Source organism: Streptomyces sp. NBC_01012 (genome assembly GCF_045162755.1).
Lineage (GTDB): Bacteria > Actinomycetota > Actinomycetes > Streptomycetales > Streptomycetaceae > Streptomyces.
Window position 1 is genome coordinate 4,086,582 of sequence record NZ_CP108688.1, and the last position, 25,682, is coordinate 4,112,263.

Consider the following 25,682-nt stretch of genomic DNA (forward strand, 5'->3'; position numbering starts at 1 on the left):
GGCACCGGCCGGGCGCGCCCCCGATTCGTGTTCGGGGGCCGGTGGTTGACAGGATCGCGGACCATGAGCACCGACGACAGCGCCGGCACCCCGCCCACCACCACCCAGGCCCGCATCGCCCTGATCGACAGCGTCCTCGCCCTGCCCTTCCCACCGGGGGACGAGGGTGAGGACAACGGCGTACGCAGCAGCGGTCCCGGACACCATCTGCTGATCCTGCGGGCGAGCCAGGACTTCTGGGAGGACCGCTCCCCCGAGCTCGTCGTCCCCGCCGAGCGGGAGATCGAGGCCGAATTCAGCGTCCTGGCGACCGCGTTGAGCGTGCGGTGGGGTGAGCCGGAGACCGTCGACCTCTGGCCCTATCTGGAGCGTGACGAGGAGGGTGAGGGCGCCGCTCCCGAACCGATGGGGCAGCTGTGCAACCTGTCGGGCAGCATGCAGATCTGGCGGGTGCCCGGGAGCACGCGCTGGCTGGGCCTGGCGGTGGGTCAGGCCGATCCGGAATTCCCCATCTGGCTGCTTGCCGCCGTCGGGGAGAACGCGACGCTCCCCGGGTGAGCCGGGCCACGACGGTCAGAGCAGCGGCGGTTTCACGGACATCAGCAGATGCTGGTGCGTGGCGGCCCCGCCGTCGTCCCGGCCGGTGATCATGGCGCGCTGCCCAGGGCCCATCAGCTTCATCAGGACCGTCGCGTCCTCGAAGGAGGACAGGGCGTCCAGCAGATACGCGGGGTTGAAGGCCACCGTCAGCTCCGCGTCGCCCGCCGATGCCGCGGGCAGCCGCTGCGCGGCCACGTCGTCCTCGAACCCCGCCTGCAGCAGTACCGAGCCGTCCGGTCCAGGGGAGAACGCCATCTGCAGCGGACTGCCGCCGTCCGCGACCACCGAGACCCGCTTGACGGCCTCCACCAGCCGGGCCCGGTCCATCACCACGACCACCGGGTCCTTCAACGCGAACAGCTTGTCGTGACGCGGCAGTCTGCCGTCCAGCAGACGCACCGTCGTACGGGTCCCGGCGTGCTCGAAGCCGACGGAACCCCCGTCCACGGCGACGTCGACCTGGCCCGACCTGCCGAGCGACCGGGCCGTCTCGGCCAACCGGCGGGCCGACACCACGACATCGGCCGTCACGTCCCGCGCCGTCGCCTTGAACGGCAGGGTGCGCACCGCGAAGCGGTACCGGTCGGTCGCCGCCAGCGTCATCGTGGAGCCGTCGAGCCCGATGCGGATCCCGGTGAGCGTCGGCAGGGTGTCGTCCCGCCCCGCGGCCACCGCCACCTGCGCGACCGCCGACGCGAACTCCCCCGCCTCCACCGCCCCGCGGACCTCGGGCAGCGGCGGCAGCACCGGGTAGTCGTCGAGGGGCAGGACCGAGAGCCCGAACCGGGAGCCGTCCGCGCTGACCGTGAAACGCGAGCCCTCCACCGCGCACTCCACCGGGCCGTCGGGCAGCACCTTGCAGATGTCGAGCAGCCGCCGCCCCATGACCAGCACCTTCCCCGGCCGGACGGTGTGCGCCTCGGCCTCGACGCGCGCCGAGGCCTCGAAGTCCAGGCCTGACACCCGGAGCAGGCCGTCGTCCACATCGAGGAGGAGCCCGCCGAGCACGGGGACGGGTGAACGCGCGGGCAGCACACGGGCCGCCCGGGAGACGGCATCGGTCAGTGCGCCACGCTCCATGCGGAATTCCACGGCAGGGGGCCTCTCGTCCGGATTGCTGCACGGTCGAGAATCACGCTAGGCGGCACCACTGACAGTCGCCGCGGACCGACGACAGCGACCACCCCCGTGAGCCGCTGCCGTCGCGCCGTCCGGACATCCCCCGATGTCCTCCGGCCCCCGGATCCCGGACGTCCTGGCGTCCCCCGACGCCTCCGGAACGTCCCGGACACACGCTTGGGACCTTAGGGGGGCGCGGCGGCGGCCGGGGAGATTCAATTCGCACTGTGTGGCCCGCGACGGGTATCAAACCGCACAGCCGGGCCGGTACTCTGCACTCCGGTTTCGGGGAGGGGCCTCGGGGGGAACGGAGGACATGTGCGTGCGCGCGAACGGGCCGACGACGTACTGCTGATGTACCGGCTGGCGCGGACCGGCGGATCGCCGGAACTGCTGCGCCGGCTCGCCCAGCGGGCTGAGGGCTGGGCGGGGCTCGTGGACGGGGACGGCACCGTGCTCCAGGCCGTGACCGGCAACACCCGATGGCCGGGGCACGAGGCGGCCGGGCTCGCCGCGCGGGCGGCACGGGAGTTGACGGCCCGCGGCGCCGGCTCCTACTCGCTGGACACCGACGCGTGCGCCGCGCTGCTGCTCCCCCTCGACCGGACCGCCGACGGCCGGGGCCCGGTCCTCGCCCTCGTCGCCCCCAAGCCACTGCCGGGCGGGCTGAGCACCCTGATGGCCGACGCGGTGATGCCGCTGGCGCTCTCCTGGGCGTCGGAGAGCGTCGAACGCAAGCGGCGGCGGGTGGATCTCGCGGAGTCCAGGGGGCGCGAGGCGGTGCTGCATCTGGTGATGACGGGTCAGCTCTCCATCGCCCACCAGGTGGCGGGCGCCCTGCGGCCGAAGCTCCCCGACCCCGTACGCGTCTGCGTCGTCGAGTGCTCGGGCGGACAGCGGGACGAGGTGGCCCGGATCTGCGCGGACGCCTCGGGCGGCCGTACGTGGATCGTGCGCTGCCCGGTCTACGCGCGCCATCTGATCCTGATAGCGCCCGCGGACGACGAGGCGGAGGGGGCGGAGAGCGGGCGTTCGCTCGGCCCTGCCGTCGCCGGACTCGTGGACGACTGCGTCGTGGGGGTCAGCGAGAAGGTACGGCTGCCCGACACGGCGACCGCCTATCAGCAGGCCTTCCACGCCCTCGCCGTCGCCCGCGGACTCCCCGGGCGCCATGCCGGATTCGGCGCCGCCACCGATCCCGCGCTGGTCGTCGGCGCCGCCGGGGTGCGCTGGGCCGATGCGCTCCTCGCGCCCCTCCTCACCCATGTGCCGCGCCGCTCGCAGGACCCGGGCAGCCAGGAGCTGTCCGCGACCGTCGCGTCCTGGCTGGCGTTCTCCTCCCACGCCACCCGGCATCTGAAGATCCACCGCAACACCCTGGCCGCCCGGCTGAAGTTCGTCGGCGAACTACTCGGCCTCGACCTCAACCGGGTGGCGGACCAGGCGGCCGTCGATCTCGCCCTGCGGATCAGGGCCACCCCGGCCCTGCACCGCTCCGGCCCCGGGAGCGAGGCGGTGCCCGACGACCTCGACACGGTCCTGCGCGACCCCGGCGTCCAGGACTGGGCCGCCCAGCAGCTGCGGATCGTCGAGCAGGCCGGGCCGACCGCGCAGGAGACCCTGCGGACATGGCTGCGCCGCGAGGCCCAACTGAGCCCGACCGCCGCCGAACTCGGCATCTCGGTGCCCGGCGCCCGCAAGCGCCTGACCCGGCTCGAAGCCCTGCTGCGCAGGTCGCTGCTCCAGACCCCGAGCGCGCGCCACGACCTGTGGCTCGCGTTCCGGGCGGTGGACATCGCGGGGTGACCGTGCCGTCCTTCGGGGCGTCGCTCAGTCCGTCTTCGTGTACGTCAGGCTCTGGCCGCTGGACGTGATCTCGCGGCGCAGGGTGCCGTCGGGCAGGAGCGTCAGCACGGTGGCCTCGCCAGGGGTGCACGACGTCTTCGGCTCGCCCCTGGTGACGCGGGAGGGGCCGATACGGACGGGCCCGTCGGGGGAGGGCTTGCCGTCCAGCTCGGCCTGGAACACACAGTGGTAGGAGCCGCCGCCGTCGAGGGGGCCCTCGGCGGTCAGGGACAGCACGGTGTCACCCACCCCGCCCTGCCGCACCACGAGTTGGCGGGCGGACTCACCCCCGCCGCCGTCGATGACGCCCGACCATGTCCCCAGGAATCCGGAGGGGACACTGCCGTCCGGCGAGGAGCCGTCACCGGACGGGGAGACCGTGCCGGTCGGCGAGGTCGTGGGGTCGCCGCCCTCGCCGCGCATGAAGGAGTAGACCCCCCAGCCCGCGCCCGCCGCCACGGCCAGCGCGACGGCCACCAGCAGCACGGTGGGGCCCGCACCGCGACGGCGCCCTGGCGGGGGTGACGGCGGGGCGAAGGCGCTCGGGCCGTACGGGGGAGTGGCCCCGTATCCGTGGGCGGGGACGGGGGTGGGCCCGTGCGGGTAGCCGTAGGACGCGGGCGGGACCGGAGTCGCCCGCGGCGCCGGCGTGGGAGGGACGGGCGCGCGAGCCGGCGTGGGCGTGGGCGGTTGCGCCCGGTGGCTGTCCGCGAAGCCCCCCGCCGCAGGCCCTGCCGGAGCAGGGGCCGGAGCTGGAGCAGGGGCCGGGCCCTCCTCCGGGTCCTCCGCATCCAGCAACTCCACGGCGTGCCGGCCCAGCTGGGCGATCAGCGCCCCCGGAAGCCAGGGCTCCGTCGTGTCCGTTTCTCCCAGCCGCTCCAGGAGGGAATCCGTGGAGGGCCGCGCGGCAGGGTCCTTCGCCAGACAGTCCCCGATCAGCTCGACCAGGTCGGCGGGTATGCCGGTGAGGTCGGGCTCCTCCTGGGCGATCCGGAACATCAGCGCGTGGACCCCGTTGTCCTCCGTGCCGAACGGCAGCCGGCCGGTCGCGGCGTACGCCAGCACCGAGCCCAGACAGAACACATCGCACGCGGTCGTCACCCGCTCGCCCCGCACCTGCTCGGGCGCCATGAAACCGGGTGAGCCGATCAGCGCGCCGGTGCGGGTGAGGCCGCCGTCGGCGACGGTCTCCAGGGCGCGGGCGATCCCGAAGTCGATGACCCGGGGCCCGTCGATCGTCATCAGGACGTTGGACGGTTTCAGATCGCGGTGGATCAGCCCGGCGCCGTGGATGTCCTGGAGGGCCTCCGCGAGCCCGGCGCCCAGGATGCGGACCGAGCGTCCGGGGAGCGGACCGTACGCCCCCGGGCCGGCCGGCGGGATGCCGGGGGTGCCGGAGACGATGCGGTGGAGCGAGGGCCCGGCGACGTAACCGGTGGCCACCCACGGCACCGCGGCGTCCGTGCCGGAGTCGAGCACCGGCGCGGTCCAGGCTCCGCCGACCCGCCGGGCGGCCTGCACCTCGGCCCTGAAGCGGTCGCGGAACTGCTGGAGCTCGGCGAGTTCGGGGCGCACCAGCTTGATGGCGACGGTGCGGCCCCGGTCCGAGCGGGCCAGGAACACCTGGCCCATCCCGCCGGCGCCGAGACGCCCCAGCAGCCGGTAGGTGCCGATGCGTTGCGGATCGCCGGTACCCAGCTTCTCCATGGTGCGTTTCCTCCCCGTACGGCCATGGCGGACCGTGGGTCGAGAATAGCGGCGCCTTCCGGGGCGCCGGCCTCACCCCTGGAGGACTCCGGTGCCGGTCCCGCCGGTTCCGGACGCCGGGACGCGACACCTTGCCGAGCCAGGAGGCCCACGCCGTACACAGTGGCCATGGAGGACGGGCCGGTCCGCCGCATACGCTCACCGCATGAGCCCCGATGCCCCCCGCACCCCGTACGCCGACCCCGCAGCGGGCGCGGCCGTGAAGGCCGCCGACCGCGCCCACGTGTTCCACTCCTGGTCCGCCCAGGGCCTGATCGACCCGCTCGCCGTCGCCGGCGCCGACGGGGCGTATTTCTGGGACTACGACGGCAACCGCTATCTGGACTTCACCAGCGGTCTCGTCTTCACCAACATCGGCTACCAGCACCCGACCGTCGTCGCCGCGATCCAGGAGCAGGCCGGCCGCCTCACCACGTTCGCCCCGGCCTTCGCCGTCGAGGCGCGTTCGGAGGCGGCGCGTCTCATCGCCGAGCGCACCCCCGGCGACCTGGACAAGATCTTCTTCACCAACGGCGGTGCCGAGGCCGTCGAGAACGCCGTCCGCATGGCCCGCGTCCACACGGGCCGCACGAAGGTGCTCTCCGCCTACCGCTCGTACCACGGCGCCACCTCCACCGCGATCAACCTCACCGGCGATCCGCGCCGCTGGGCTTCCGACACCGGGTCGGCGGGCGTGGTCCGCTTCTGGGCGCCGTTCCTCTACCGGTCCCCGTTCTACGCGCAGACGGAGGCCGAGGAGTGCGCCCGCGCACTCCAGCACCTGGAGGACACGCTCGCCTACGAGGGCCCGACGACCGTCGCCGCCGTCGTCCTGGAGACGATCCCCGGCACGGCGGGCATCATGACGCCGCCGCCCGGATATCTCGCGGGCGTCCGCGAGATCTGCGACAGGTACGACATCGTGTTCGTGCTGGACGAGGTGATGGCCGGTTTCGGGCGCACGGGCGCGTGGTTCGCCGCCGACCACGACGGCGTGGTGCCTGACCTGATGACGTTCGCGAAGGGCGTCAACTCCGGCTATGTGCCGCTCGGCGGAGTGGCGATCAGCGCCGAGATCGCCGCCACGTTCGAGACCCGCCCCTACCCCGGCGGACTCACCTACTCCGGTCACCCGCTGGCCTGCGCCGCCGCCGTCGCCACGCTCGGCGTCATGGCGGAGGAGAAGATCGTCGAGCGGGCCGCGCACCTCGGTGAGCATGTGCTCGGCCCCGGCCTGCGCGAGCTGGCCGAGCGCCACCCGTCCGTCGGCGAGGTGCGGGGTCTCGGCGCGTTCTGGGCGCTGGAGCTGGTCCGCGACAGGGAGACCCGCGAGCCCCTGGTCCCGTACAACGCGACCGGTGAGGCGAACGCCCCGATGGCGGCCTTCGGGGCGGCCTGCAAGAAGAACGGTCTGTGGCCCTTCATCAACATGAACCGCACCCACGTCGTCCCCGCCTGCAACATCACCGAGGCCGAGGCGAAGGAGGGGCTGGCCGCCCTGGACACGGCCCTCTCGGTCGCCGACGAGCACACCGTGTAGGGACCGCGGGACCCGACGCCCTCCCTGCCGCACGGCCCCCTGCGCGGATCGGTCTAAGGTGACCCGGACCGGGAAAGGGGAGGGGCGTCATGGGTGCGGGCGGAGGCGTGACCCGCAGTACGCTGCGGCAGCAGATCGCCGACGCACTGCGTGACGAGGTGCTCGCGGGGCGTCTGCGGCCGCGGGTGGAGTTCACCGTGAAGCAGATCGCCGAGCAGTACGGGGTCTCCGCGACGCCCGTCAGGGAAGCGCTGTTCGACCTCTCCGCGCAGGGACTGCTCGAATCCGACCAGCACCGCGGCTTCCACGTCCGTGAATTCAGCGTCGCCGACTACCGGTCGATGGTGGAGGCGCGCGCCCTGGTCATAGACGGGGTGTACCGGCGGATCTTCGACGGAACCGGCTCGGCGCCCACCGTGATCGGCGCCCACCGGGCCGCCCTCGTCGCCGTACGCCGCCGGGGCGAGGAGGCCGCACGGGCGGCGCGCGGAGGTGACCTCGACATCCTCATCGGCTACGACCTGCGGTTCTGGCGGGAGCTCGGCGCCGTCATCGGCAACGCCCACATCAACGACTTCCTCCAGCGGCTGCGGATGCAGGCCTGGGCCTTCGCCGTCCCGTATCTGCGCGGGGACGGCGACGTACGCGACTGGCTGTGGAGCGGCCACCAGGAGCTGGTGGAGGCGATCACGGCCGCCGACGGGCCCGCCGTGCGCGTGGCCCTGGACGCCTATCACGCGCACGGGCTGGGCTGGGCGGACCGGCTGGCCGCCGGCGACCCGCCGCACCCGGGCCACGCCTGAGAGCCGGGCGTCTGCCGGGCGCCGCCGCCGAGCGTGCGAAGGTCCTCGGCCGGCCGCACCCTGTGCGTGGGGTCCATGGCCGCATTACGCTGTCCCGACCATCGCACGAACCCGTTGGAGAGCGAGACTTCGTGGCCTGTGACCTGTGGCTGGTCCCCCTCGTCGATGTGCTGTGCCACAGCCCCGACAATCCGTTCGCCGAAGAGATCGCCGTCTACGACAAGGCGTTGACCGAGGCGGGGCTGCCGCCCGTGCCCGTCTACGCCTACATGCCAGGGCTCACCGGGGACGTCGCCCCGGTCGCCGGCTTCGACTACGAGGCACTGCACTTCCTGCGCCGCGCCTATCTGCTCCAGCTGAGCGGCCTCGCCGTCACACCCGTCGACGAACTGGGCGGGGACTACGAGCAGTTGCTGGAGATGTTCGAGCAGAGCGCGCAGGAATCGCACCTGGTCTGGCACTACGACCACGCCGGGTCGTACGTCCCGGTGGACTTCCCCCATCCGCTCTCCGAGGACCAGCTCCTGGAGGGCGGCGGCCCGCTGGGATCCTCCCACGGCCTGCTGCGCGAGCTGGAGTTCGTCGCGCCGTCCATCGGCATCGACCCGGCCAACCCGCCGGCCGCCCCCGCTCCGCCCGCCGGTCCCACCACGCTGGAGGAGCCGGCCGATCCGGTTCCGTACGACGAGAGTCCCTTCGCCCGGGAGCGGCACGTCTGGCTGGGCCTGCACGCGGCGGCCACCCGCAGCCTCGCGCAGGGCTCGATGATCATCTTCAGCTGACCGCCGCCGGCCATGCCGCTCCGGCCTTCAGCGGGGCGGCTCCGGCGGCCGCTGGCGCGGCATGTTCGGCCGGGCCACCGGCAGGGTGAGCCGGCCGGGAGCCGTCCCCGGCTCGGCGCGGCCGCCAGGACCGCCCGACACCAGCGACTGCATCCCCATGGGCGCGGGCCCTGCCCGGAACTCGACCATCCAGTCCGCCGTCTCCATGCGGACGAGCTCGGTGATGTCCTCGGAGAACCGCCGCAGCACCCCCAGGCACCGCTCCGCCGCCTCGCTGGCGGTGCCCTCCGTCGGCCCGAGCACCTCGCGGACGCACTCCGATGACCAGTCGAACTGGAGCGTCTGCAGACGCCGCTGCACGGCCTGTGCCGTCGCGAGGTTCCTTATCCAGCCCGAGGTCAGTCCGAAGTACCGGTCGCACGCCATGCACGCGGCGCCCAGCAGCAGCGACAGATAGCCCAGACCGGCCGACCCGTGCAGCTCCCCGGTCAGGTCGAGCAGCGGAAGGGCCGCGCCCGCGACCACGCCCGCCGCCGTGCCCAGCCTGAGCAGCCTGGCCGTGCGCCGTTTGCGGACCCGGTCACGCAGATACCAGTCGGCGGTCTCCATGGCACCGGCCTCGACCCACCGGTAGAGCTCGTCGAGCCGCTCGGCGGGTTCACCCCAGTCGCCGAGGGGGAAGGCGCGTCCGGTCAGGTCCCGTGGGCTCGAACCGTAGCGTGAACCGGACCGTTCGGTTCCGGTGTCTGCACCGGATGCCGCGCCGGACTCCTTGCGGGGCGGCCCTTCGGGCTGCATCTCCGGCTGACTCACCGGGGCACTCCTCTGCACTCTGCGTAGGGCGCGTATCGACGGGGATCGGCACGGCTCTCGGTCACGGAGGGGGCGGATCCCGGCATATGACCGGGGCCCCCACCGCGTAACTCTGCGTTACCCTCGCTCTGCGTATGGGTACGGATACGCACCCTCTTCCTACCGCCGAATGGTGGGCCGCGGGGTCGAAATCGCGGGATTCCTGGGTGGACACGGCCTCTGGTCAGGTATAGGAGCACAGCAGGCGCTTTCCAGAACTCACCCGAAAGAGTTGGTCCCCGGCGGGTGGGGCGCGGCGTCCGGCGAACACGTAGGCTCGGCGTACCGAAACAATCCGTCGTCGAAATGCCAGGAGTGACCGTGATTCCCGGTGGTGGCCAGCCCAACATGCAGCAGCTGCTCCAGCAGGCCCAGCAGATGCAACAGGATCTTGCCGTGGCCCAGGAGGAGCTGGCCAGGACCGAGGTCGAGGGACAGGCGGGCGGTGGCCTCGTGAAGGCCACCGTGACCGGGTCCGGCGAGCTCCGCGCCCTGGTGATCGACCCGGGTGCGGTGGACCCGGAGGACACCGAGACGCTCGCCGATCTGGTGGTCGCCGCGGTCCAGGCGGCGAACCAGAACGCACAGCAGCTCCAGCAGGAGAAGCTGGGCCCGCTGGCCCAGGGCCTGGGCGGCGGCGGTCTGCCGGGGCTCCCGTTCTGACCCCTGTGGCCGCCCCGGCACACCGGATACGGTACGAGCAGGAAAAGGGAGAGGCGTTCCGTTGTACGAAGGCGTGGTTCAGGAGCTGATCGACGAGCTGGGCAGGCTGCCGGGCGTCGGTCCCAAGAGCGCGCAGCGGATCGCCTTCCACGTCCTGCAGGCCGAGCCCACCGACGTACGCCGTCTCGCCCATGCCCTCCTGGAGGTCAAGGACAAGGTCCGCTTCTGCGAGATCTGCGGCAACGTCGCCCAGCAGGAGCAGTGCGGCATCTGCCGGGACGCGCGCCGTGACCGCTCGGTCATCTGCGTGGTCGAGGAGCCCAAGGATGTCGTGGCGATCGAGCGGACCCGTGAGTTCCGGGGCCGCTACCACGTGCTCGGCGGCGCGATCAGCCCGATCGAGGGCGTAGGCCCCGACGATCTGCGCATCAGGGAGCTGCTGGCCCGTCTCGCGGACGGGTCCATCACGGAGCTGATCCTGGCGACCGACCCCAATCTTGAGGGCGAGGCGACCGCGACGTACCTCGCCCGGATGGTCAAGCCGATGGGCCTGCGGGTCACCCGGCTCGCCAGCGGGCTGCCCGTGGGCGGCGACCTGGAGTACGCCGACGAGGTCACCCTCGGCCGCGCCTTCGAGGGGAGGCGGCTGCTCGATGTGTGACCCGGCATCCGACTGCGGTTCTCCGCGCGGCGGCGCTATGTTCTACCCACCGTTCGTGCCACCGTTCGTGACCGTGCCCACGGGAGGTCCCTTCGATGTCTGAAGCCACGCTGAACTCCGTCACGCAGGATCCGGACGACTTCGCCGTCCAGATCGCGGACCAGATCAAGACGTTCATCGTCGCGGTCACCGAGGTGTCCAAGGCCGAGGAGCCCGAGGAGGCCGTACCGGTCCTGCTCCTCCAGGTCTCCCAGCTCCTGCTGGCCGGCGGAAGACTCGGCGCGTACGAGGACATCCTTCCGGACGAACGCTACGAGCCGGACCTGGGCGCAGAGCCGGACGCCGACGGGCTGCGTGAGCGCTTCGCCGAGCTCCTGGAGCCCATCGATGTCTACTCCGAGGTCTTCGACCCCTACGAGCCCCGCAAGGCGCCCGTGCCCCACCGGATCTCCGACGACCTGGCCGACCTGGTCACGGACCTCGGCCACGGCCTCGCGCACTACGAGGCGGACCGCACGGCGGAGGCCATGTGGTGGTGGCAGTTCTCGTACTTCTCCAACTGGGGCTCCACCGCCTCCGCGGCCCTGCGCGCGCTCCAGTCGCTGATCGCGCACATCCGGCTGAACCAGCCGCTCCAGGAGCTCGACGGCCTGGACACCGACCAGGACCCCGGGGACGGGACCCTGGCCGAGGAAGCCGGACGGGTGATGGCCGAGGAGATCGCGGGGCCGCTGGGGTTGCGCTCGGTGCTGTAGGTCCGCGACGGCGTTGCGACGGGGCCCGCGAGGTCGGTGTGACCTGCTTCGTCTGCTGTGTCCTGGGCCACAAAGAGGCGTGCGGGCCGGGGAAGCGGGCAACAGCCCGGTACGAGCAGTTCGGAGCGCATGTCGTTCCGGTGGGTGAGCGGGACATCTCACGATCCGGTACCGACAGGTTGATTCCGGACTGCTCGTTAAACTGAGCCGACCGCACCATTATTGAGCGAGGAGCGCACGTGGGCCTTGTCGTGCAGAAGTACGGAGGCTCCTCCGTAGCCGATGCCGAAGGCATCAAGCGTGTCGCCAAGCGAATCGTCGACGCCAAGAAGAACGGCAACCAGGTGGTTGTCGTGGTGTCCGCGATGGGCGACACGACGGACGAGTTGATCGATCTCGCCGAGCAGGTATCTCCGATGCCTGCCGGGCGTGAGTTCGACATGCTGCTGACCGCAGGAGAGCGGATCTCCATGGCCCTGCTGGCGATGGCGATCAAAAACCTGGGCCACGAGGCCCAGTCCTTCACGGGCAGCCAGGCCGGTGTCATCACCGACTCGGTCCACAACAAAGCGCGCATCATCGATGTCACGCCCGGCCGCATCCGGACCTCGATCGACGAGGGCAACATCGCCATCGTCGCCGGGTTCCAGGGCGTGAGCCAGGAGGGCAAGAACATCACGACCCTCGGTCGAGGTGGTTCGGACACGACCGCTGTCGCGCTGGCCGCCGCGCTGGACGCGGAGGTCTGTGAGATCTACACCGATGTGGACGGTGTCTTCACCGCCGACCCCCGGGTCGTGAAGAAGGCCCGGAAGATCGACTGGATCTCCTTCGAGGACATGCTGGAGCTGGCGGCGTCCGGCTCCAAGGTGCTGCTGCACCGCTGCGTCGAGTACGCACGCCGTTACAACATCCCGATCCATGTCCGCTCGTCCTTCTCGGGACTGCGCGGCACCTGGGTCAGCAACGAGCCGCAAGGGGACCAGCAGGTGGAGCACGCCATCATCTCCGGAGTCGCCCACGACGTCTCCGAGGCCAAGGTCACGGTCGTCGGTGTTCCCGACAAGCCGGGCGAGGCCGCCGCGATCTTCCGCGCCATCGCGGACGCCGAGGTCAACATGGACATGGTCGTCCAGAACGTCTCGGCCGCCTCGACCGGCCTGACGGACATCACGTTCACCCTGCCCAAGGCCGAGGGCCGCAAGGCCATCGACGCCCTGGAGCGCAGCCGCGCCGGCATAGGGTTCGATTCCCTGCGCTACGACGACCAGATCGCCAAGATCTCCCTCGTCGGCGCGGGCATGAAGACCAACCCCGGGGTGACCGCGGGCTTCTTCGAGGCGCTGTCGAACGTCGGCGTGAACATCGAGCTGATCTCGACGTCCGAGATCCGTATCTCGGTGGTCACCCGTGCCGACGACGTCAACGAGGCCGTGCGCGCCGTGCACACCGCCTTCGGACTCGACAGCGACTCCGAGGACGAGGCCGTCGTCTACGGGGGCACCGGCCGATGACAGGACGCCGCCCTTCGCTCGCGGTCGTCGGTGCGACCGGGGCGATCGGCGGCGTCATGCTCCAGATCCTCTCGCAGCACGAGGACGTCTGGGGCGAGGTCAGACTGATCGCCTCCCCGGGTGCGGCCGGCGCCGAGCTGGTCGTACGCGGCGAGGAGGCCGAGGTGCTCCCGCTCGGCGATGACGTGTTCGACGGCGTGGACGTCGCCCTGTTCCTGGTGCCGGACGAGGTGTCCGCGCGGTGGGCGCCGGTCGCCGCCGCCTCGGGCGCCGTGGTCGTGGACGACTCGGCGGCCTTCCGGCTGGAGGACGACGTGCCTCTGGTCGTCCCCGAGATCAACCCCCATGCCGCGCGGCTGAGACCGCGTGGCATCGTCGCGTCCCCCCACTGCACGACGCTGTCGCTGATCGTCGCGGTCGGTGCGCTGCACGCCGAATTCGGGCTGCGGGAGCTGATCGTCTCGTCCTACCAGGCGGTGAGCGGCGCGGGCCTGGACGGCGTCGCCGCGCTCCGTGAGCAGCTCGCCCTGGTGGCGGGCACGGAGCTGGGCACCCGGCCCGGGGACGTGCGACGGGCGCTGGGAGACGGGGACAAGAGCCCCTTCGCCGCTCCGGTGGCGCTGAACGTGGTGCCGTGGGCCGGGACCGACGCCGGGGACGGCTGGTCGTCCGAGGAGCTGGCGATCCGCGAGGAGTGCCGCAAGGTCCTGGGTCTGCCGGCTCTGAAGGTGACCGCGACCTGTGTGTACGTGCCCGTCGTCGCGACGCACTCCATGTCCGTGCATGCCCGCTTCGAGAACGAGGTGTCCGTGGCGCGGGCGCACGAGGTGCTGGCGACCGCGCCCGGAGTGGTGCTCTTCGACAGCCCGGCGGCGGGTGACTTCCCGACGCCTTCCGATGTCGTGGGCACCGACCCGACCTGGGTGGGCCGCGTGCGGCAGTCGATGGACGATCCCCACGCCGTGGACATGTTTCTCTGCGGCGACAACCTCCGAAAGGGCGCCGCTCTCAACGTGGCCCAGATCGCCGAGTCGGTGGCCGGTGAATTTCCTCGTACCTGATCGACGTACCTGATCGAACCTGTTTTGTAGGATCTGTGTGCGCCCTGTGAGGAAGTTGCTGGTCTGAACCTCTTGAGCTGGGGCGTTGGCGTGCCCGACGATGATCTCCTGGCTCTCCGCAACCGCTGGGCGGATGCGACGCGTCTATGTCGGCAACTTCTTGCATGGCGGGATGCGTTATCGGGGCATTTGGGGAAGAGCAGGTACGAATGAGGGCGTGTCGCACAGCATCGAACGTGGTGCCGTACGCGTACAACCCTGACGGGGGGCAGCGTGTCCAACTGGCGTGGCAGAGGTTCTCGATATCACAGTGGTGGGCCCGTTCCTGCGGCCCCGCGCGGCCGGCGGTATGCCGGTGATCGCGCCCATCCCCGCTGCGCGATCCACCCGGCTGCCGTCGCAGCGCGAGGGCGCTGAGGAGACGGTGGCGGCGGGAACGACGGTCGACCATCTCACCGAGACCTATCGCGCCCACTACCGCTCACTGCTGGGCCTCGCGGCGCTCCTGCTGGATGACACCGCGTCCTGCGAGGATGTGGTGCAGGAGGCGTTCATCCGGGTGCACTCGGCGCGGAACCGCGTCCGGGACCCGGAGAAGACCCTGGCCTACCTCCGGCAGACCGTCGTCAACCTCTCCCGCTCCGCGCTGCGTCGGCGCATCCTCGGGCTGAAGCTTCTCTCCAAGCCGATGCCCGACATGGCGAGCGCGGAGGAGGGGGCGTACGACCTGCTGGAGCGGGACGCGCTGATCAAGGCGATGAAGGGGTTGCAGCGCCGCCAGCGCGAGGTGCTGGTGCTGCGCTACTTCTCGGACATGACGGAGGCCCAGGTCGCGGAGACGCTGGGGATATCGCTCGGTTCGGTGAAGGCGTACGGCTCCAGGGGCATTGCGGCACTGCGCGTCGTGATGGAGGCGCAGGCATGAGTGGGCCCGAGCACAGGCACGACGAGGACCGGACTGGAAACGGAATTGTGAACCACGGGCCGGAGGACACGCCGAACACCCCTGAGACCACTGACACCCCTGAGACCACTGACACCCCTGAGCCCCCCGACCCCCCTGTCACTCCTGAGACCGGCGTGGACGAGCTCGCGCTGCGCCGCATGCTGCAAGGCGCCGTCCAGGGCCTGGAGCCCTCCGACGGCACTCTGGAGCGTCTGCACCGCGCGGTGCCGGCCAGGCGGGCCAGGCGGCGGCAGGGTGTCGTGGGCGCCGCGGCCGCGGTGCTGCTGATCGGTACGGCGGTTCCCGCCTTCGTCCATGTCACGCATTCGGACGGCTCTCCCACCGCCGGCCCCGCCATCGCCGGCCATAGCGAGCAGGCTCAGGGCGGAAGCGGCGAGGACACGGGCGCCGACGAGGCCGAAGGCAGGACGACGGACCCCGAGAACCACCGGACCGAGGGGGCGTCGGGTGACACCGGCAGCTCGGCGACACCGTCGTCGGGGTCGGACCCGGATGCCGGGACCGGCGGGGACGACGGTACGGACGACTCCGCGGGGCCCAATGTGGCCTCGTTGAACGTCTGCGACCCCGACCAGCTCGGTGTGGCCTCCGCCGACGCGGGCGCGGCCCGCTCGAACGGCACGGTGTACGGGACCTTCAGGATCGCCAACGTGTCCGACGACGCCTGCTCGGTGACCAGCAAGGGCACGGTCGGCTTCGAGGCCGCGGGCGCCGCCGACCCGCTGAAGATCACCGTGGTGCGGCACGCGGCGGGCGACCCGGCGCCCGGGCTGCCCGATCCATCCCAGGAGCCGGAGTCGGTGTTCCTGAAGCCGGCGATGGCGTACGAGGTGCGCTTCGCGTGGGTGCCGTCGGACACCTGCCCGACCAACGGCGACGCACCCGACCCGACGCCCACGGGCGGCGGAGGCGGCGGCGAGGGCGCCACCGGGGGCGAGGGGACGGCTTCCGATACGGCGGCGCAGTTGGGCGCAGGCGAGGGCCCCGAGGACGGCAGCATCGCGGTCACCCACACTCCGGAGACGGGTGCGCCGACCGCCGAGGCCAAGATCAGCAACGCGTGCGCGGGCACGATCTACCGCACAGGACTGCTGGACGCCTCGTAGCCCGGGACACGACGGGCCGGCCCGGGCCGGCCCGGGCCGGCCATGTCGGCCTTGTCGGCCGATGGTGGGACCCGGCCCCCGTCGGCCGATGACGTCGGAACCCGGCCCCGTCAGTCGGCGTCGGCCGCGAGCCCCAGCCTGAGGTCGCGTTCGACCTCCGCCTCGCGGCGCATCAGCCGGAACCACATGAAGAGCACGAAGCCGCCGAAGACGAACCACTCGCAGGTGTAGCCGAGGTTCTGGAAGGCCTTCAGATCGAGCCCGCTGCCCTGCGCCGCCGCAGCGGGCACGGGCTTCAGACCACCGGTGCCCGAGCCGGGGCCGCCCGCCTCGGGCCCGGGCAGGGTCACCCAGGCGTCGTAGACGTCGTACGGGACGAGATTCACGAGGGACGCCGCGCTGATCATGCCGAGCTGGCCGTCGGGGAGCCCGCCGCTGAGGTCGACGCCGGTGGTGCCGCTGTTCTCGGACGCCTGCAGATCGCCGGTGACGGTGACCTCGCCGGCCGGCGCCGCCGGGACGTCGGCGCTGCCCGGACTGCCCGCCAGCCAACCCCGCACGACGGGCAGTGCCTTGCCGCTGTCGGTACGCAGCAGATCCAGCACGTAGAAGCCGTCACGGTCGTCCAGCTTGCGGCCGGGGACCAGGAACTGATCGGCGTACGTCCCCTTCGTCACCGCCGGGCGGCCGGACGTCTTCGTGCTGACGGGGAGCAGCTCGTCGAGCGGCGCGGGGGAACGGGTGCCCGGAGCGGGGCGTTTTTCGGCCTGCTCGTGTGTCTGCAGACGGTCCTCGAAACGGCCGAGCTGCCAGGTGCCCATGAACACGCAGAAGGGGATGGCCAGCACGACGAAGAGGTTGATCCCCCACCATCGTGGGGTCAGCAGGAACCGGTACACCCCTCCACGGTACGGTTCCCCGCCCCGGGCACCCGGAGCGGGGTGCGCCATTTATCCGGTCCTTATGACGCCGGCCCCCGCCCGAGGTGGCGCAGGGCGAAGTCCAGCTCCAGCCGCACCTGCTTGATCCGCTCCTCCACGACCAGCGAGCCGTGCCCCGCGTCGTAGCGGTACACCTCGTGGACCGCGTCACGGGCCGCGAGCCGGTCCACGTAGTTCTCCACCTGACGGATCGGGCAGCGCGGATCGTTGACCCCGGCCGAGATGTAGACCGGGGCGCGCACGGCGTCCACATAGGTCAGCGGGGACGAGGCCTCGAAGCGCTCGGGCACCTCCTCCGGGGTCCCGCCCAGCAGGGTGCGGTCCATCGCCTTCAGCGCTTCCATCTCGTCGTGATAGGCGGTGACGTAGTCGGCGACCGGGACCGCGGCCAGACCCAGGGCCCAGGCCTCCGGCTGCGTACCGAGGCCGAGCAGAGTCAGATAGCCGCCCCAGGAGCCGCCGGCCAGCACCAGCCGCTCCGGGTCGGCGAGCCCCGACTTCACCGCCCAGTCCCGGACGGCCGCGACATCCTCCAGCTCGATCAGCCCGACCCGGTGCTTCAGCGCGTCCGTCCAGGCGCGGCCGTATCCCGTCGAGCCGCGGTAGTTGACCCGGACGACGGCGAAGCCGTGGTCCACCCAGGCGGCCGGGCCCGACGCGAAGGCGTCACTGTCGTGCCAGGTGGGCCCGCCGTGGATCTCGAAGACCGTGGGGAACGGCCCTTCACCGGTGGCCGGCGTCTGCACCAGGGCGTGGATACGGCCACCGGGGCCTTCGACCCAGGCGTCCCGCACCGGCACCGAGGCCGGAGCCTTCGCACCCGGCGGGTCGAGGACGACGGTGCCCTTCGTGGACCGCACGGCGGGCGGCTGCGCGGCCGACGACCACAGATACTCCACCGTGCCGTCCGGGCGGGCCGTGGCGCCCGACACCGTCCCCGGCGGGGTCTCGACCCTGACGGGCCCCGCGGCTCCCGGCTCGTACCGCCAGAGCTCGCTGCGGGCCTCGAAGCTGTGCTCGATCAGCAGCGCCGATCCGTCCGGATACCACTCGGCGCTCACGTCACCCGGGAGATCGACCGGCAGGTCCGTCTGGGTGCCCGCCACCGGGTCCCAGATCAGCGGCTCCCACCGGCCGCGCCGCTGGTGTCCGATCAGCAGCCGGGTGTCACCCGCCACCGGTGCGAAGCCCAGCACCGACAGGCCGAGCTCCTTCGTGCCGCCCTCGGTGTCGTCCAGCTCGGCGACCGTCGAACCGTCGGGGCGCACCACCCGCAGCGCGGAGTGCATCGCGTCGCCGTGCTCCGTGTGCTCCAGGGCGATCAGCGTCCCGTCATGGGAGAGGTCACCGACCCCGGCCGACTCCCGGTGCCGGTAGATCTCCACCGGCTCCGCCCCGGCGCGCACCAGGTGGACCGTGGTGCCGTCCTCGTCCGTCGAGCGGCCGGCCACCGCCGTGCCGTCACGGCCGATCGCGAGCCCGGCCGGGTAGGAGGCTTCGAGACCCGGCATGGCCGGCTCATCGGCGCCGCCGTCGAACGGCTGCCGCATCCACACGCCGAACTCGTCGCCGTCGGTGTCGGCGAACCACCACACGGCCAGCCCGTCCGGTGTCAGCACACCGTCGGTCGTCCCGTTGGGCCGGTCCGTGACCTGGCGCTGCTTCCCGGTCACCCGGTCCCATGCGTACAGCTCGTAGGTGCCGGTGGCGTTGGAGACGAAGAGCGCGCGATCGGGAGCGTCCTCGGCCCAGTCGGGCAGGGACACCCGCGCGGCGCGGAACCGCTGCTCCCACTGCGGCGGCTCCTGCTTCCGCTCCGGTACGGACGGGTCGTTCTGTGTCTCGCTCATGCCCCCATCCAACCCGATGGGCCACGATGCCGGGCGGCCTGTGGATAACTGTTCGCCCGCACCCCCAGCCTGTGGGTAACTTTCACGGCATGTACGCACCGACGCCCGACGACTGGCAGGCGGTCAACCGCGCGCGCTGGGACGAACGCGTGGCCATCCACGCGGCCGGCGACTACTACGACCTGGACGCCTTCCTGGCGGGCAAGGACGCGCTGCGCGCCTTCGAGCGCGCCGAGGTCGGTGACGTGACCGGCCGGACCCTGCTGCATCTGCAGTGCCACATCGGCCTGGACACCCTCTCCTGGGCGCGCCACGGTGCCGCCCAGGTCGTGGGCCTGGACTTCTCCGAGCCCGCGGTCGAGACCGCCCGTGGTCTGGCCCGTTCACTGGGCATGCCTCCGGAGCGGGCGGCCTTCGTCGCCTCCGACGTGTACGACGCCGCCCAGGCGGTGCCGGACTCCGCGTACGACATCGTCTACACCGGGGTCGGCGCGCTGAACTGGCTGCCCGATGTGCACCGCTGGGCGGAGATCGCCGCCTCGCTGGTCGCGCCGGGCGGCTTCCTGTATCTGGCGGAGTTCCATCCCCTGACCGACTGCCTGGACGACGACACCGGCTCGAAGGTCGCGTACGACTACTTCAGCCGCGAGGCCTGGGTGGACGAGACCCCGGGCACCTACGCCGACTTCGACGCCGTGACCGTCCACAACCGCAGCGTCGAGTGGCAGCATCCGCTGGGCGAGGTCGTGTCGGCACTGGCCGCGGCCGGGCTGCGGATCGAGTTCCTGCACGAGCACGATGCCTCGCTCTTCGCCCGCTACCCGGTGCTGGTGCGGCACCCGGACGGCTACTACCGCTTCCCGTCCGACCGCCCGCGCATCCCGATGATGTACTCGGTCAAGGCGTCGAAGCGCTGAACGACGGCGGACCCGCCCGCCCCGTGAACAGGGCCGACGGGTCCGGTCTACGCGCGTTACCGCGCGGAGTCGAAGGCCGGCAGGTAGCCGTTCGACTGACCGATGGCCTTGGGGTGGTACGAGTTGGTGACCGGGATGGACACGCTGTGGATCCACGCGTCACCCGAGCAGAGCTCGTGCCCGGTGAACTCGTCCACCACGCTCGAGAACGTGAATCCGGCGTCGGCCGCCCGCTTGGCGAGCACGCCGTTCAGGACGTCCGACGCGTCGTTGATGGCTCCGCGCTCGGTCTCCGTGAGACCGGCGATGCAGCTGCCGGACAGCTGGTAGAAGCGCGGGTAGCCCAGGACCACCACATGGGCCTGCGGCGCCCGCGAACTGATGCCCGCGTACAGGGAGTCGAGCTGGCCGGGCAGTGAGCCCTGCATCTGGGAGACCGCCGTGTTCACCCGCGCCACACAGTTGGCCTCGCTCTGCAGGACACAGGTCTGCATGACATCGGCGAACCCGACGTCGTTGCCGCCGGCCGTGACGCTGACGAGCGTGGTCGACGCGCTCAGGGCGCTCAGCTGACCGCTGGACACCGAGGACGTCGTCGCACCCGAACAGGCGACGAACGCGAACGACGAGGGGGAGTTCGCGTTCTGCCAGAGGTACGGGTAGGCGTTGGTGCTGCGCATGCAGTCACCGCTCTCCGATGTGTAGCTCCCTGCGCCGACTCCGGAGGAGTAGGAGTCACCGAGAGCGACGTAGTTCTCGCCGGCGGCCGAGGCCGGCGACGCGAGGCCGAGTGCGGCCACCGCGGCGAGCGCGAGGGCCGTGACGGACGCCCGGAAGGTTCGTACTGACATAGCTGCCAGCCCTTCGAAATGTGGGGGACAAGTGGGGAGTTCGTGGGGCGAGCACGTTTGTAGCAGCTTCCGGTACTCAGCGGTAATGGCTACGGGAAAAGTCGTCTGATATGCCCGAAGGATCGTTCGGTCGCCGACGCTCCGCGCGTAGATAAACCTTCAACGGGCCCTCGAAACGGTGAAGTTATGGATCTCTCCGACACCTCGGCGACTCCTCCGAGTCACCTTCGGCAGGAGCGCCTTCCCTTCGAACGGCAGCCGCCGCCCGCCGTCGCCCCGCCTTCACAACCACCCCCGCCCCGCACACGACTGCGGCCGCCAGGAGTCCTGGCGGCCGCAGTGGATCGGGGGAATCGAGGAAGGGGGCGAAGCTAGAGCGTGCGCTCCAGGCGGTCCGCCATCAGCCTGCTGAAGCGCGAGGGATCACTCAGCTCGCCACCGTCCGAGAGAAGCGCGAGACCGTGGACCAGCTCGGCCGTCTCGGCCAGCTCGGTGCGGGTGCCCTCCTCGTCGCTCTGCGCGGAGTACGCCTTCTGCAGACCGCTGATCAGCGCGTGCGACGGGTTGAGTTCGAGGATGCGCTTGATCTGCGGCACCTCCTGGCCCATCGCGCGGTACATGTTCTCCAGCGCCGGGGTCACATCGTGCGTGTCCGAGACGATGCAGGCCGGTGAGACGGTGAGCCGGGAGGAAAGGCGTACCTCCTTCACCGTGTCGCCGAGCTGCTCCGTCATCCAGGTCAGCAGACCGGCGTACTCCTGCTGACGCTTCTCACGCTCGGCCTCGACCTCCTTCTTCTCCTCCTCGGTGTCCAGGTCGACCTCGCCCTTGGAGATGGACTGGAGCTGCTTGCCGTCGAACTCGGGAACGGACTGGACCCAGACCTCGTCGACCGGGTCGGTCAGCAGCAGTACCTCGAAGCCCTTGGCGCGGAAGGCCTCCATGTGCGGCGAGCTCTCCATGGCGGCGCGCGACTCGCCCGTCATGTAGTAGATCTGCTCCTGGCCCTCCTTCATCCGCTCCACGTACGCGCGCAGAGTGGTGAGCTCCGCCTCGTCCTGGGTCGAGGCGAAGGAGGAGATCTCCAGGATCGCGTCGCGGTTCTCGAAGTCCTGGAGCAACCCCTCCTTGAGTACCCGGCCGAATTCCTTCCAGAGCGTCCCGTACTTCTCGGGGGCGGCGGACCTCATGTCCTTCACCGTCGAGAGCACCTTCTTGACCAGACGGCGCCGCATCATCTCGATCTGGCGGTCCTGCTGAAGGATTTCGCGCGACACGTTGAGCGAGAGGTCCTGGGCGTCGACCACGCCCTTCACGAAGCGCAGATACGTCGGCATGAGCGCTTCGCAGTCATCCATGATGAATACGCGCTTCACATAGAGCTGGACCCCGCGCTTGTGGTCCTGCATGAACAGGTCCTGCGGCGCGTGGGAAGGAAGGAAGAGCAGCGCCTGGTATTCGAAGGTGCCCTCCGCCTGCATGCGGATGGTTTCGAGCGGGTCGGTCCAGTCGTGACTGATGTGCTTGTACAGCTCGCTGTACTCCTCATCGGTCACGGAGTCCTTGGGCCTGGCCCACAGGGCCTTCATCGAGTTGACCGTCTCGGTCCCGGGCTCGGCGCCCTCCTCGCCCCCGACCGTCGCCATGCGGATGGGCCAGGTGATGAAGTCCGAGTACCGCTTGACGATTTCCCTGATCTTCCAGGGTGACGTGTAGTCGAAGAGCTTGTCCTCGGTGTCCTCGGGCTTGAGCCGCAGCGTGACCGATGTGCCCTGCGGCGCGTCGTCGACGGACTCGACGGTGTAGGTGCCCTCGCCGCTGGACTGCCAGCGCGTGCCCGTGTCCTCGCCCGCGCGCCGGGTCAGCAGGGTGACCTCGTCGGCGACCATGAAGGTCGAGTAGAACCCGACGCCGAACTGCCCGATGAGCTCCTCGGAAGCGGCGGCGTCCTTGGCTTCCTTCAGTTCCTGGAGGAATTTCGCCGTACCGGAATTCGCGATCGTCCCGATCAGCTGCACGACCTCGTCGTGCGACATTCCGATGCCGTTGTCGCGCACGGTCAGGGTGCGCTTCTCCTGGTCGGCCTCGATGGCGATATGGAGGTCGGACGAGTCGGCCTGGAGCGTGTCGTCGCGGAGAGTTTCCAGCCGAAGCTTGTCCAGCGCGTCCGAAGAGTTGGAAATGATCTCACGCAGAAATACATCCTTGTTCGAGTAAATCGAATGGATCATCATCTGCAGGAGCTGGCGAGCTTCTACCTGAAACTCGAATGTCTCGGCCGGCATGGGTGCGGGTTCCCTTTCCTGGGGTAAGTCATGAGGCGCTCCATATCGTAACCAGGCGCCGGGCCGCCCATGTGCCGGTTCGGCCACGGCCGTTGACAGCGGGGTGCGCACACGGGCCAGGACACCTGAACCCGCGTGAGGCGAGCGGCTTCCCCGCCGGGCAGACTGGACGCATGGGCGATACGCGAGAGACTTCCGCGGCCGTACGGGACCCCGGCCTCCCCCCGGTCATCACCTGCTGTGAGCCCGGCAGCTTCGCCCGGGGTGTCATGGCCGAGCGCCATCCGGCGCTGATCGAGGAGGTGCGCGAGGCCTTTCCGTACGGGCCCCCGCAGCATCGCGCGCTGGACGCCCTGCGGCAGGAGATCGCCCGGGGCGTCGTCGAACCGCTCGCCCCCGGGAGCCCGGACCGTGAGCTCTGGCTGGCGCGGGGGCGGGAGCACTTCGGGCGCCCGTGGTTCGACGCCCCGTTCCTCTGGTCCGAGAGCTATTTCTACCGTCGGCTGCTGGGAGCCGTCGGCTACTTCGACGAGGGCCCGTGGCAGGGCGTCGACCCCTTCGCCCCCTTCAAGCGCGCGGAACTGCGGGGCGGCACGGTCGACGAGGAACTCCGCGCGCTGGACGACCTCGCCGATGTCCCCGCCGCCGACCGGGCGACAGCTCTGCTCCAGGCATCGCTCTGGGGCAACCGCGCCGATCTCGGCTTCCGCGGCCCTGCGGGCGAATCCACCCCGGGTGAGGCCGATCCCGGTCTGGTGGCCGACGACAGCGCGATGCTGTGGTCACTCCTGCCCGCCGGGTCCGGGGCCACCGTCGCCGTCATCGCGGACAACACCGGGCGCGAGCTGATCCCCGACCTCGTCCTCATCGATCATCTGCTCAGGTACGGCCACGCGGACCGGGTGGTGCTCCATGTGAAGCCCGGCCCGTACTACGTCTCCGACGCCATGACGGCCGATGTCGTCGACTGCCTGCGCCGGATGCGCGAGGCCCCGGGCGAAGCGGGTTCGATCGGCGGGCGGGTCTGGGACGCGATGGGCACCGGCCGGCTCGACGTACGGGCCCATGCGTTCTTCTGCGCCCCCTTCCCGTACGAGCGGATGCCCGATGATCTGCGGGCGGAGCTCGGCGCGGCCACGCTGACGATCCTGAAGGGCGACCTCAACTACCGCCGCCTGGTGGGCGACCGGCGGTGGCCTGCGACCACGCCGTTCGCCGGGCTGACGGCGTACTTCCCCGGGGCCGTCGCCGCGCTGCGTACGCTGAAGTCGGACGTCGTCGTGGGCCTGGACGAGCGGACCCTGGACGGTCTTGAAGGCTCCGGCCGGGCGTGGCGTACGAGCGGTACGCACGCCCTGATCCAGGTGCGGCCGCCGACCGGCACCGAGCGCTGAGGAGTGCCCTCAGCGCTCCACCCCGTACCGGTGGAGAAGGTCGTGCCAGCCCTGCTCCAGCTGATCGGCGGACATGCCGCGTTCGCACGTCAGATGGTGGACGAGGGGCGCGTCGATCGAGCCGAGCAGCGTGTACGCGAGCAGCTCCGGGTCTCCGGTCGCGCGGGCCTGGCGGAGCAGCAGGGTGACATGGCTGTGCCGCAGCCGTTGGGCCGGGACCTCGAAGGTGCGCAGCGGATCGGCCCGGGAGGCCAGGATCAGCTCATGGTGATCGCGCTCGTGGCGCATCAGGGCAGGGCCGAAGGCGTGCAGCCGCTCCGCGGCGGAGGCGTCCGGGCCCATGGGGGGCGGCCCGGAGAGAAAGGCGGCCTGAAGCAGGGCCTCGCGGTGGTCGAGGAGGGCGATCAACAGGCCGGTACGGTCCTTGAAGCGCCGGAAGACCGTGCCCTTGCCGACCCCGGCGGCTGCCGCGACCGATTCCATGGTCAGGTCGGCCGCACCGCAGCGGGCCAGGAGGCGTGAGGCGGCGTCCATCAGGAGCGCACGGTTACGCGCCGCGTCCGCCCGCAGCTCAGGACCGTCGGCGGCGGCGAGCGTGAGATTCGTCCGGGCCTCACCGGGGTCGGGCTGCCCGGGCGGCGGGGGGAGGGGGAGAGTCATGGCTTCAGGGTAGCCCTGGAAGGGTGATAAGTGGACCGTGGTCCGTTTAGGTGGTACAACTTTAAACGGACCACGGTCCGCTTACTTCTGCAGTCTCAGTCTCCCGGGAGCTACCCCCATGTCTGTACGCATCCTCGCCCTTGTCGGCAGCCTCCGCGCCGGCTCCCACAACCGTCAGCTCGCCGAGGCCGCGGTCAAGCACGCGCCCGAGGGTGCCGAGGTCGAGCTGTACGAGGGCCTCGTGGATGTCCCCTTCTACAACGAGGACATCGACGTCGAGGGCGGCGTTCCGGCCGCCGCGGCCCAGCTGCGCGAGGCGGCCGGCCGCGCCGACGCGTTCCTGCTGTTCTCGCCCGAGTACAACGGCACGATGCCGGCCGTCCTCAAGAACGCCATCGACTGGCTGTCCCGTCCGTACGGCGCCGGCGCCCTGACCGGCAAGCCGGTCGCCGTGGTCGGCACCGCCTTCGGCCAGTTCGGCGGCGTGTGGGCCCAGGACGAGGCCCGTAAGGCCGCGGGTCTCGCGGGCGGAGCGGTGCTGGCGGAGGCCAAGCTCTCCATCCCCGGCTCCGTGACCCGCTTCGCCGAGCTCCACCCGGCGGACGACGCCGAGACCGTCACCTCGCTGACCGAGGTGCTCCGCCAGGTCGTCGAGGGCACGACGGCTGTCGCCGCCTGACGTCGATCCACCGCTGACAGCGGTGCGCCGAGGATGCCGCACCGCCGTCTTCGTTCCGTACGGCGCGCCATGTCATGGGCCCGGCCCCTTC

General features: G+C 71.1%; 23 protein-coding genes. 15 read left to right on the forward strand and 8 right to left on the reverse strand.

Annotated features, from left to right (window positions below; all coding sequences use genetic code 11):
* The first annotated feature begins 63 nt into the window (after positions 1-63).
* A complete protein-coding gene (locus OG623_RS18480) occupies positions 64-558 on the forward strand; it encodes a hypothetical protein (protein WP_406147793.1) in 495 nt (164 codons plus the stop codon).
* Positions 559-573: 15 nt separating this feature from the next.
* Here OG623_RS18480 and dnaN read toward each other — a convergent pair whose 3' ends face one another.
* The gene (gene dnaN / locus OG623_RS18485; protein WP_406147794.1) at positions 574-1,692 is read right to left on the reverse strand and encodes a DNA polymerase III subunit beta; all 1,119 of its coding nucleotides are present in this window, start codon (positions 1,690-1,692) and stop codon (positions 574-576) included.
* Between the two features lie 381 nt (positions 1,693-2,073).
* Here dnaN and OG623_RS18490 point away from each other — a divergent pair, with 381 nt between their 5' ends.
* Positions 2,074-3,525: a helix-turn-helix domain-containing protein gene (locus OG623_RS18490; protein ID WP_406151892.1), complete on the forward strand. Its 1,452-nt coding sequence runs from the start codon at positions 2,074-2,076 to the stop codon at positions 3,523-3,525.
* A 24-nt stretch (positions 3,526-3,549) separates the two neighbouring features.
* Here OG623_RS18490 and OG623_RS18495 read toward each other — a convergent pair whose 3' ends face one another.
* Positions 3,550-5,271, reverse strand: a complete 1,722-nt coding sequence (locus OG623_RS18495) for a serine/threonine-protein kinase (RefSeq protein WP_406147795.1) — start codon at positions 5,269-5,271, stop codon at positions 3,550-3,552.
* A 205-nt stretch (positions 5,272-5,476) separates the two neighbouring features.
* Here OG623_RS18495 and OG623_RS18500 point away from each other — a divergent pair, with 205 nt between their 5' ends.
* The 3 genes from OG623_RS18500 (at position 5,477) to OG623_RS18510 (ending at position 8,435) form a co-directional block, all read left to right on the forward strand.
* Entirely contained in the window at positions 5,477-6,850 is a 1,374-nt protein-coding gene (locus tag OG623_RS18500) for an aspartate aminotransferase family protein (protein ID WP_406147797.1), read from the forward strand.
* A gap of 89 nt (positions 6,851-6,939) precedes the next feature.
* A complete protein-coding gene (locus tag OG623_RS18505) occupies positions 6,940-7,653 on the forward strand; it encodes a GntR family transcriptional regulator (RefSeq protein ID WP_406147799.1) in 714 nt (237 codons plus the stop codon).
* Between the two features lie 131 nt (positions 7,654-7,784).
* The gene (locus OG623_RS18510) at positions 7,785-8,435 is read left to right on the forward strand and encodes a hypothetical protein (protein ID WP_406147801.1); all 651 of its coding nucleotides are present in this window, start codon (positions 7,785-7,787) and stop codon (positions 8,433-8,435) included.
* 27 nt (positions 8,436-8,462) lie between these two features.
* Here the strand turns inward: OG623_RS18510 and OG623_RS18515 are convergent, their stop codons facing one another.
* Positions 8,463-9,248: an SLATT domain-containing protein gene (locus tag OG623_RS18515; RefSeq protein WP_406147803.1), complete on the reverse strand. Its 786-nt coding sequence runs from the start codon at positions 9,246-9,248 to the stop codon at positions 8,463-8,465.
* 360 nt (positions 9,249-9,608) lie between these two features.
* On the opposite strand from OG623_RS18515, the gene OG623_RS18520 reads away from it, so the two are divergent.
* The 7 genes from OG623_RS18520 (at position 9,609) to OG623_RS18550 (ending at position 16,014) form a co-directional block, all read left to right on the forward strand.
* Positions 9,609-9,950 (forward strand): YbaB/EbfC family nucleoid-associated protein, encoded by a 342-nt coding sequence (locus OG623_RS18520; RefSeq protein WP_406151893.1) that lies wholly within the window; start codon positions 9,609-9,611, stop codon positions 9,948-9,950.
* Positions 9,951-10,011: 61 nt separating this feature from the next.
* Positions 10,012-10,611: a recombination mediator RecR gene (gene recR, locus OG623_RS18525; RefSeq protein WP_014155423.1), complete on the forward strand. Its 600-nt coding sequence runs from the start codon at positions 10,012-10,014 to the stop codon at positions 10,609-10,611.
* A 95-nt stretch (positions 10,612-10,706) separates the two neighbouring features.
* The gene (locus OG623_RS18530) at positions 10,707-11,366 is read left to right on the forward strand and encodes a DUF5063 domain-containing protein (protein ID WP_362894980.1); all 660 of its coding nucleotides are present in this window, start codon (positions 10,707-10,709) and stop codon (positions 11,364-11,366) included.
* A 239-nt stretch (positions 11,367-11,605) separates the two neighbouring features.
* Complete coding sequence (locus OG623_RS18535; protein ID WP_406147805.1) at positions 11,606-12,880, forward strand: aspartate kinase; 1,275 nt, start codon at positions 11,606-11,608, stop codon at positions 12,878-12,880.
* Positions 12,877-13,941, forward strand: coding sequence for an aspartate-semialdehyde dehydrogenase (locus OG623_RS18540; RefSeq protein WP_406147806.1), 1,065 nt, complete (start codon positions 12,877-12,879; stop codon positions 13,939-13,941). Before OG623_RS18535 ends, OG623_RS18540 begins: the two co-directional genes overlap by 4 nt.
* Positions 13,942-14,290: 349 nt before the next feature.
* Complete coding sequence (locus tag OG623_RS18545; RefSeq protein ID WP_406151894.1) at positions 14,291-14,866, forward strand: SigE family RNA polymerase sigma factor; 576 nt, start codon at positions 14,291-14,293, stop codon at positions 14,864-14,866.
* A gap of 155 nt (positions 14,867-15,021) precedes the next feature.
* Positions 15,022-16,014 (forward strand): hypothetical protein, encoded by a 993-nt coding sequence (locus OG623_RS18550; RefSeq protein ID WP_406147808.1) that lies wholly within the window; start codon positions 15,022-15,024, stop codon positions 16,012-16,014.
* Positions 16,015-16,124: 110 nt separating this feature from the next.
* On the opposite strand, the gene OG623_RS18555 is transcribed toward OG623_RS18550, so the two are convergent.
* Both OG623_RS18555 and OG623_RS18560 read right to left on the reverse strand, forming a co-directional pair.
* A complete protein-coding gene (locus tag OG623_RS18555; protein ID WP_406147809.1) occupies positions 16,125-16,913 on the reverse strand; it encodes an SURF1 family protein in 789 nt (262 codons plus the stop codon).
* A gap of 62 nt (positions 16,914-16,975) precedes the next feature.
* Positions 16,976-18,805 (reverse strand): S9 family peptidase, encoded by a 1,830-nt coding sequence (locus tag OG623_RS18560; RefSeq protein WP_406147811.1) that lies wholly within the window; start codon positions 18,803-18,805, stop codon positions 16,976-16,978.
* 89 nt (positions 18,806-18,894) lie between these two features.
* Here OG623_RS18560 and OG623_RS18565 point away from each other — a divergent pair, with 89 nt between their 5' ends.
* Positions 18,895-19,722, forward strand: a complete 828-nt coding sequence (locus tag OG623_RS18565) for a class I SAM-dependent methyltransferase (protein ID WP_406147813.1) — start codon at positions 18,895-18,897, stop codon at positions 19,720-19,722.
* Between the two features lie 56 nt (positions 19,723-19,778).
* On the opposite strand, the gene OG623_RS18570 is transcribed toward OG623_RS18565, so the two are convergent.
* Together OG623_RS18570 and htpG are read right to left on the reverse strand one after the other, a co-directional pair.
* Entirely contained in the window at positions 19,779-20,573 is a 795-nt protein-coding gene (locus OG623_RS18570) for an SGNH/GDSL hydrolase family protein (RefSeq protein WP_406147814.1), read from the reverse strand.
* 371 nt (positions 20,574-20,944) lie between these two features.
* Positions 20,945-22,858 (reverse strand): molecular chaperone HtpG, encoded by a 1,914-nt coding sequence (gene htpG / locus OG623_RS18575; protein WP_406147816.1) that lies wholly within the window; start codon positions 22,856-22,858, stop codon positions 20,945-20,947.
* 173 nt (positions 22,859-23,031) lie between these two features.
* Between htpG and OG623_RS18580 the strand changes: the two genes are divergently transcribed.
* Complete coding sequence (locus OG623_RS18580; protein WP_406147818.1) at positions 23,032-24,252, forward strand: damage-control phosphatase ARMT1 family protein; 1,221 nt, start codon at positions 23,032-23,034, stop codon at positions 24,250-24,252.
* Between the two features lie 9 nt (positions 24,253-24,261).
* On the opposite strand, the gene OG623_RS18585 is transcribed toward OG623_RS18580, so the two are convergent.
* Positions 24,262-24,912, reverse strand: coding sequence for a TetR/AcrR family transcriptional regulator (locus OG623_RS18585; RefSeq protein WP_406147819.1), 651 nt, complete (start codon positions 24,910-24,912; stop codon positions 24,262-24,264).
* 118 nt (positions 24,913-25,030) lie between these two features.
* Between OG623_RS18585 and OG623_RS18590 the strand changes: the two genes are divergently transcribed.
* On the forward strand, positions 25,031-25,591 hold the full coding sequence (locus OG623_RS18590; RefSeq protein ID WP_362894992.1) for an NAD(P)H-dependent oxidoreductase: 561 nt from the start codon (positions 25,031-25,033) through the stop codon (positions 25,589-25,591).
* Positions 25,592-25,682 lie beyond the last annotated feature (91 nt).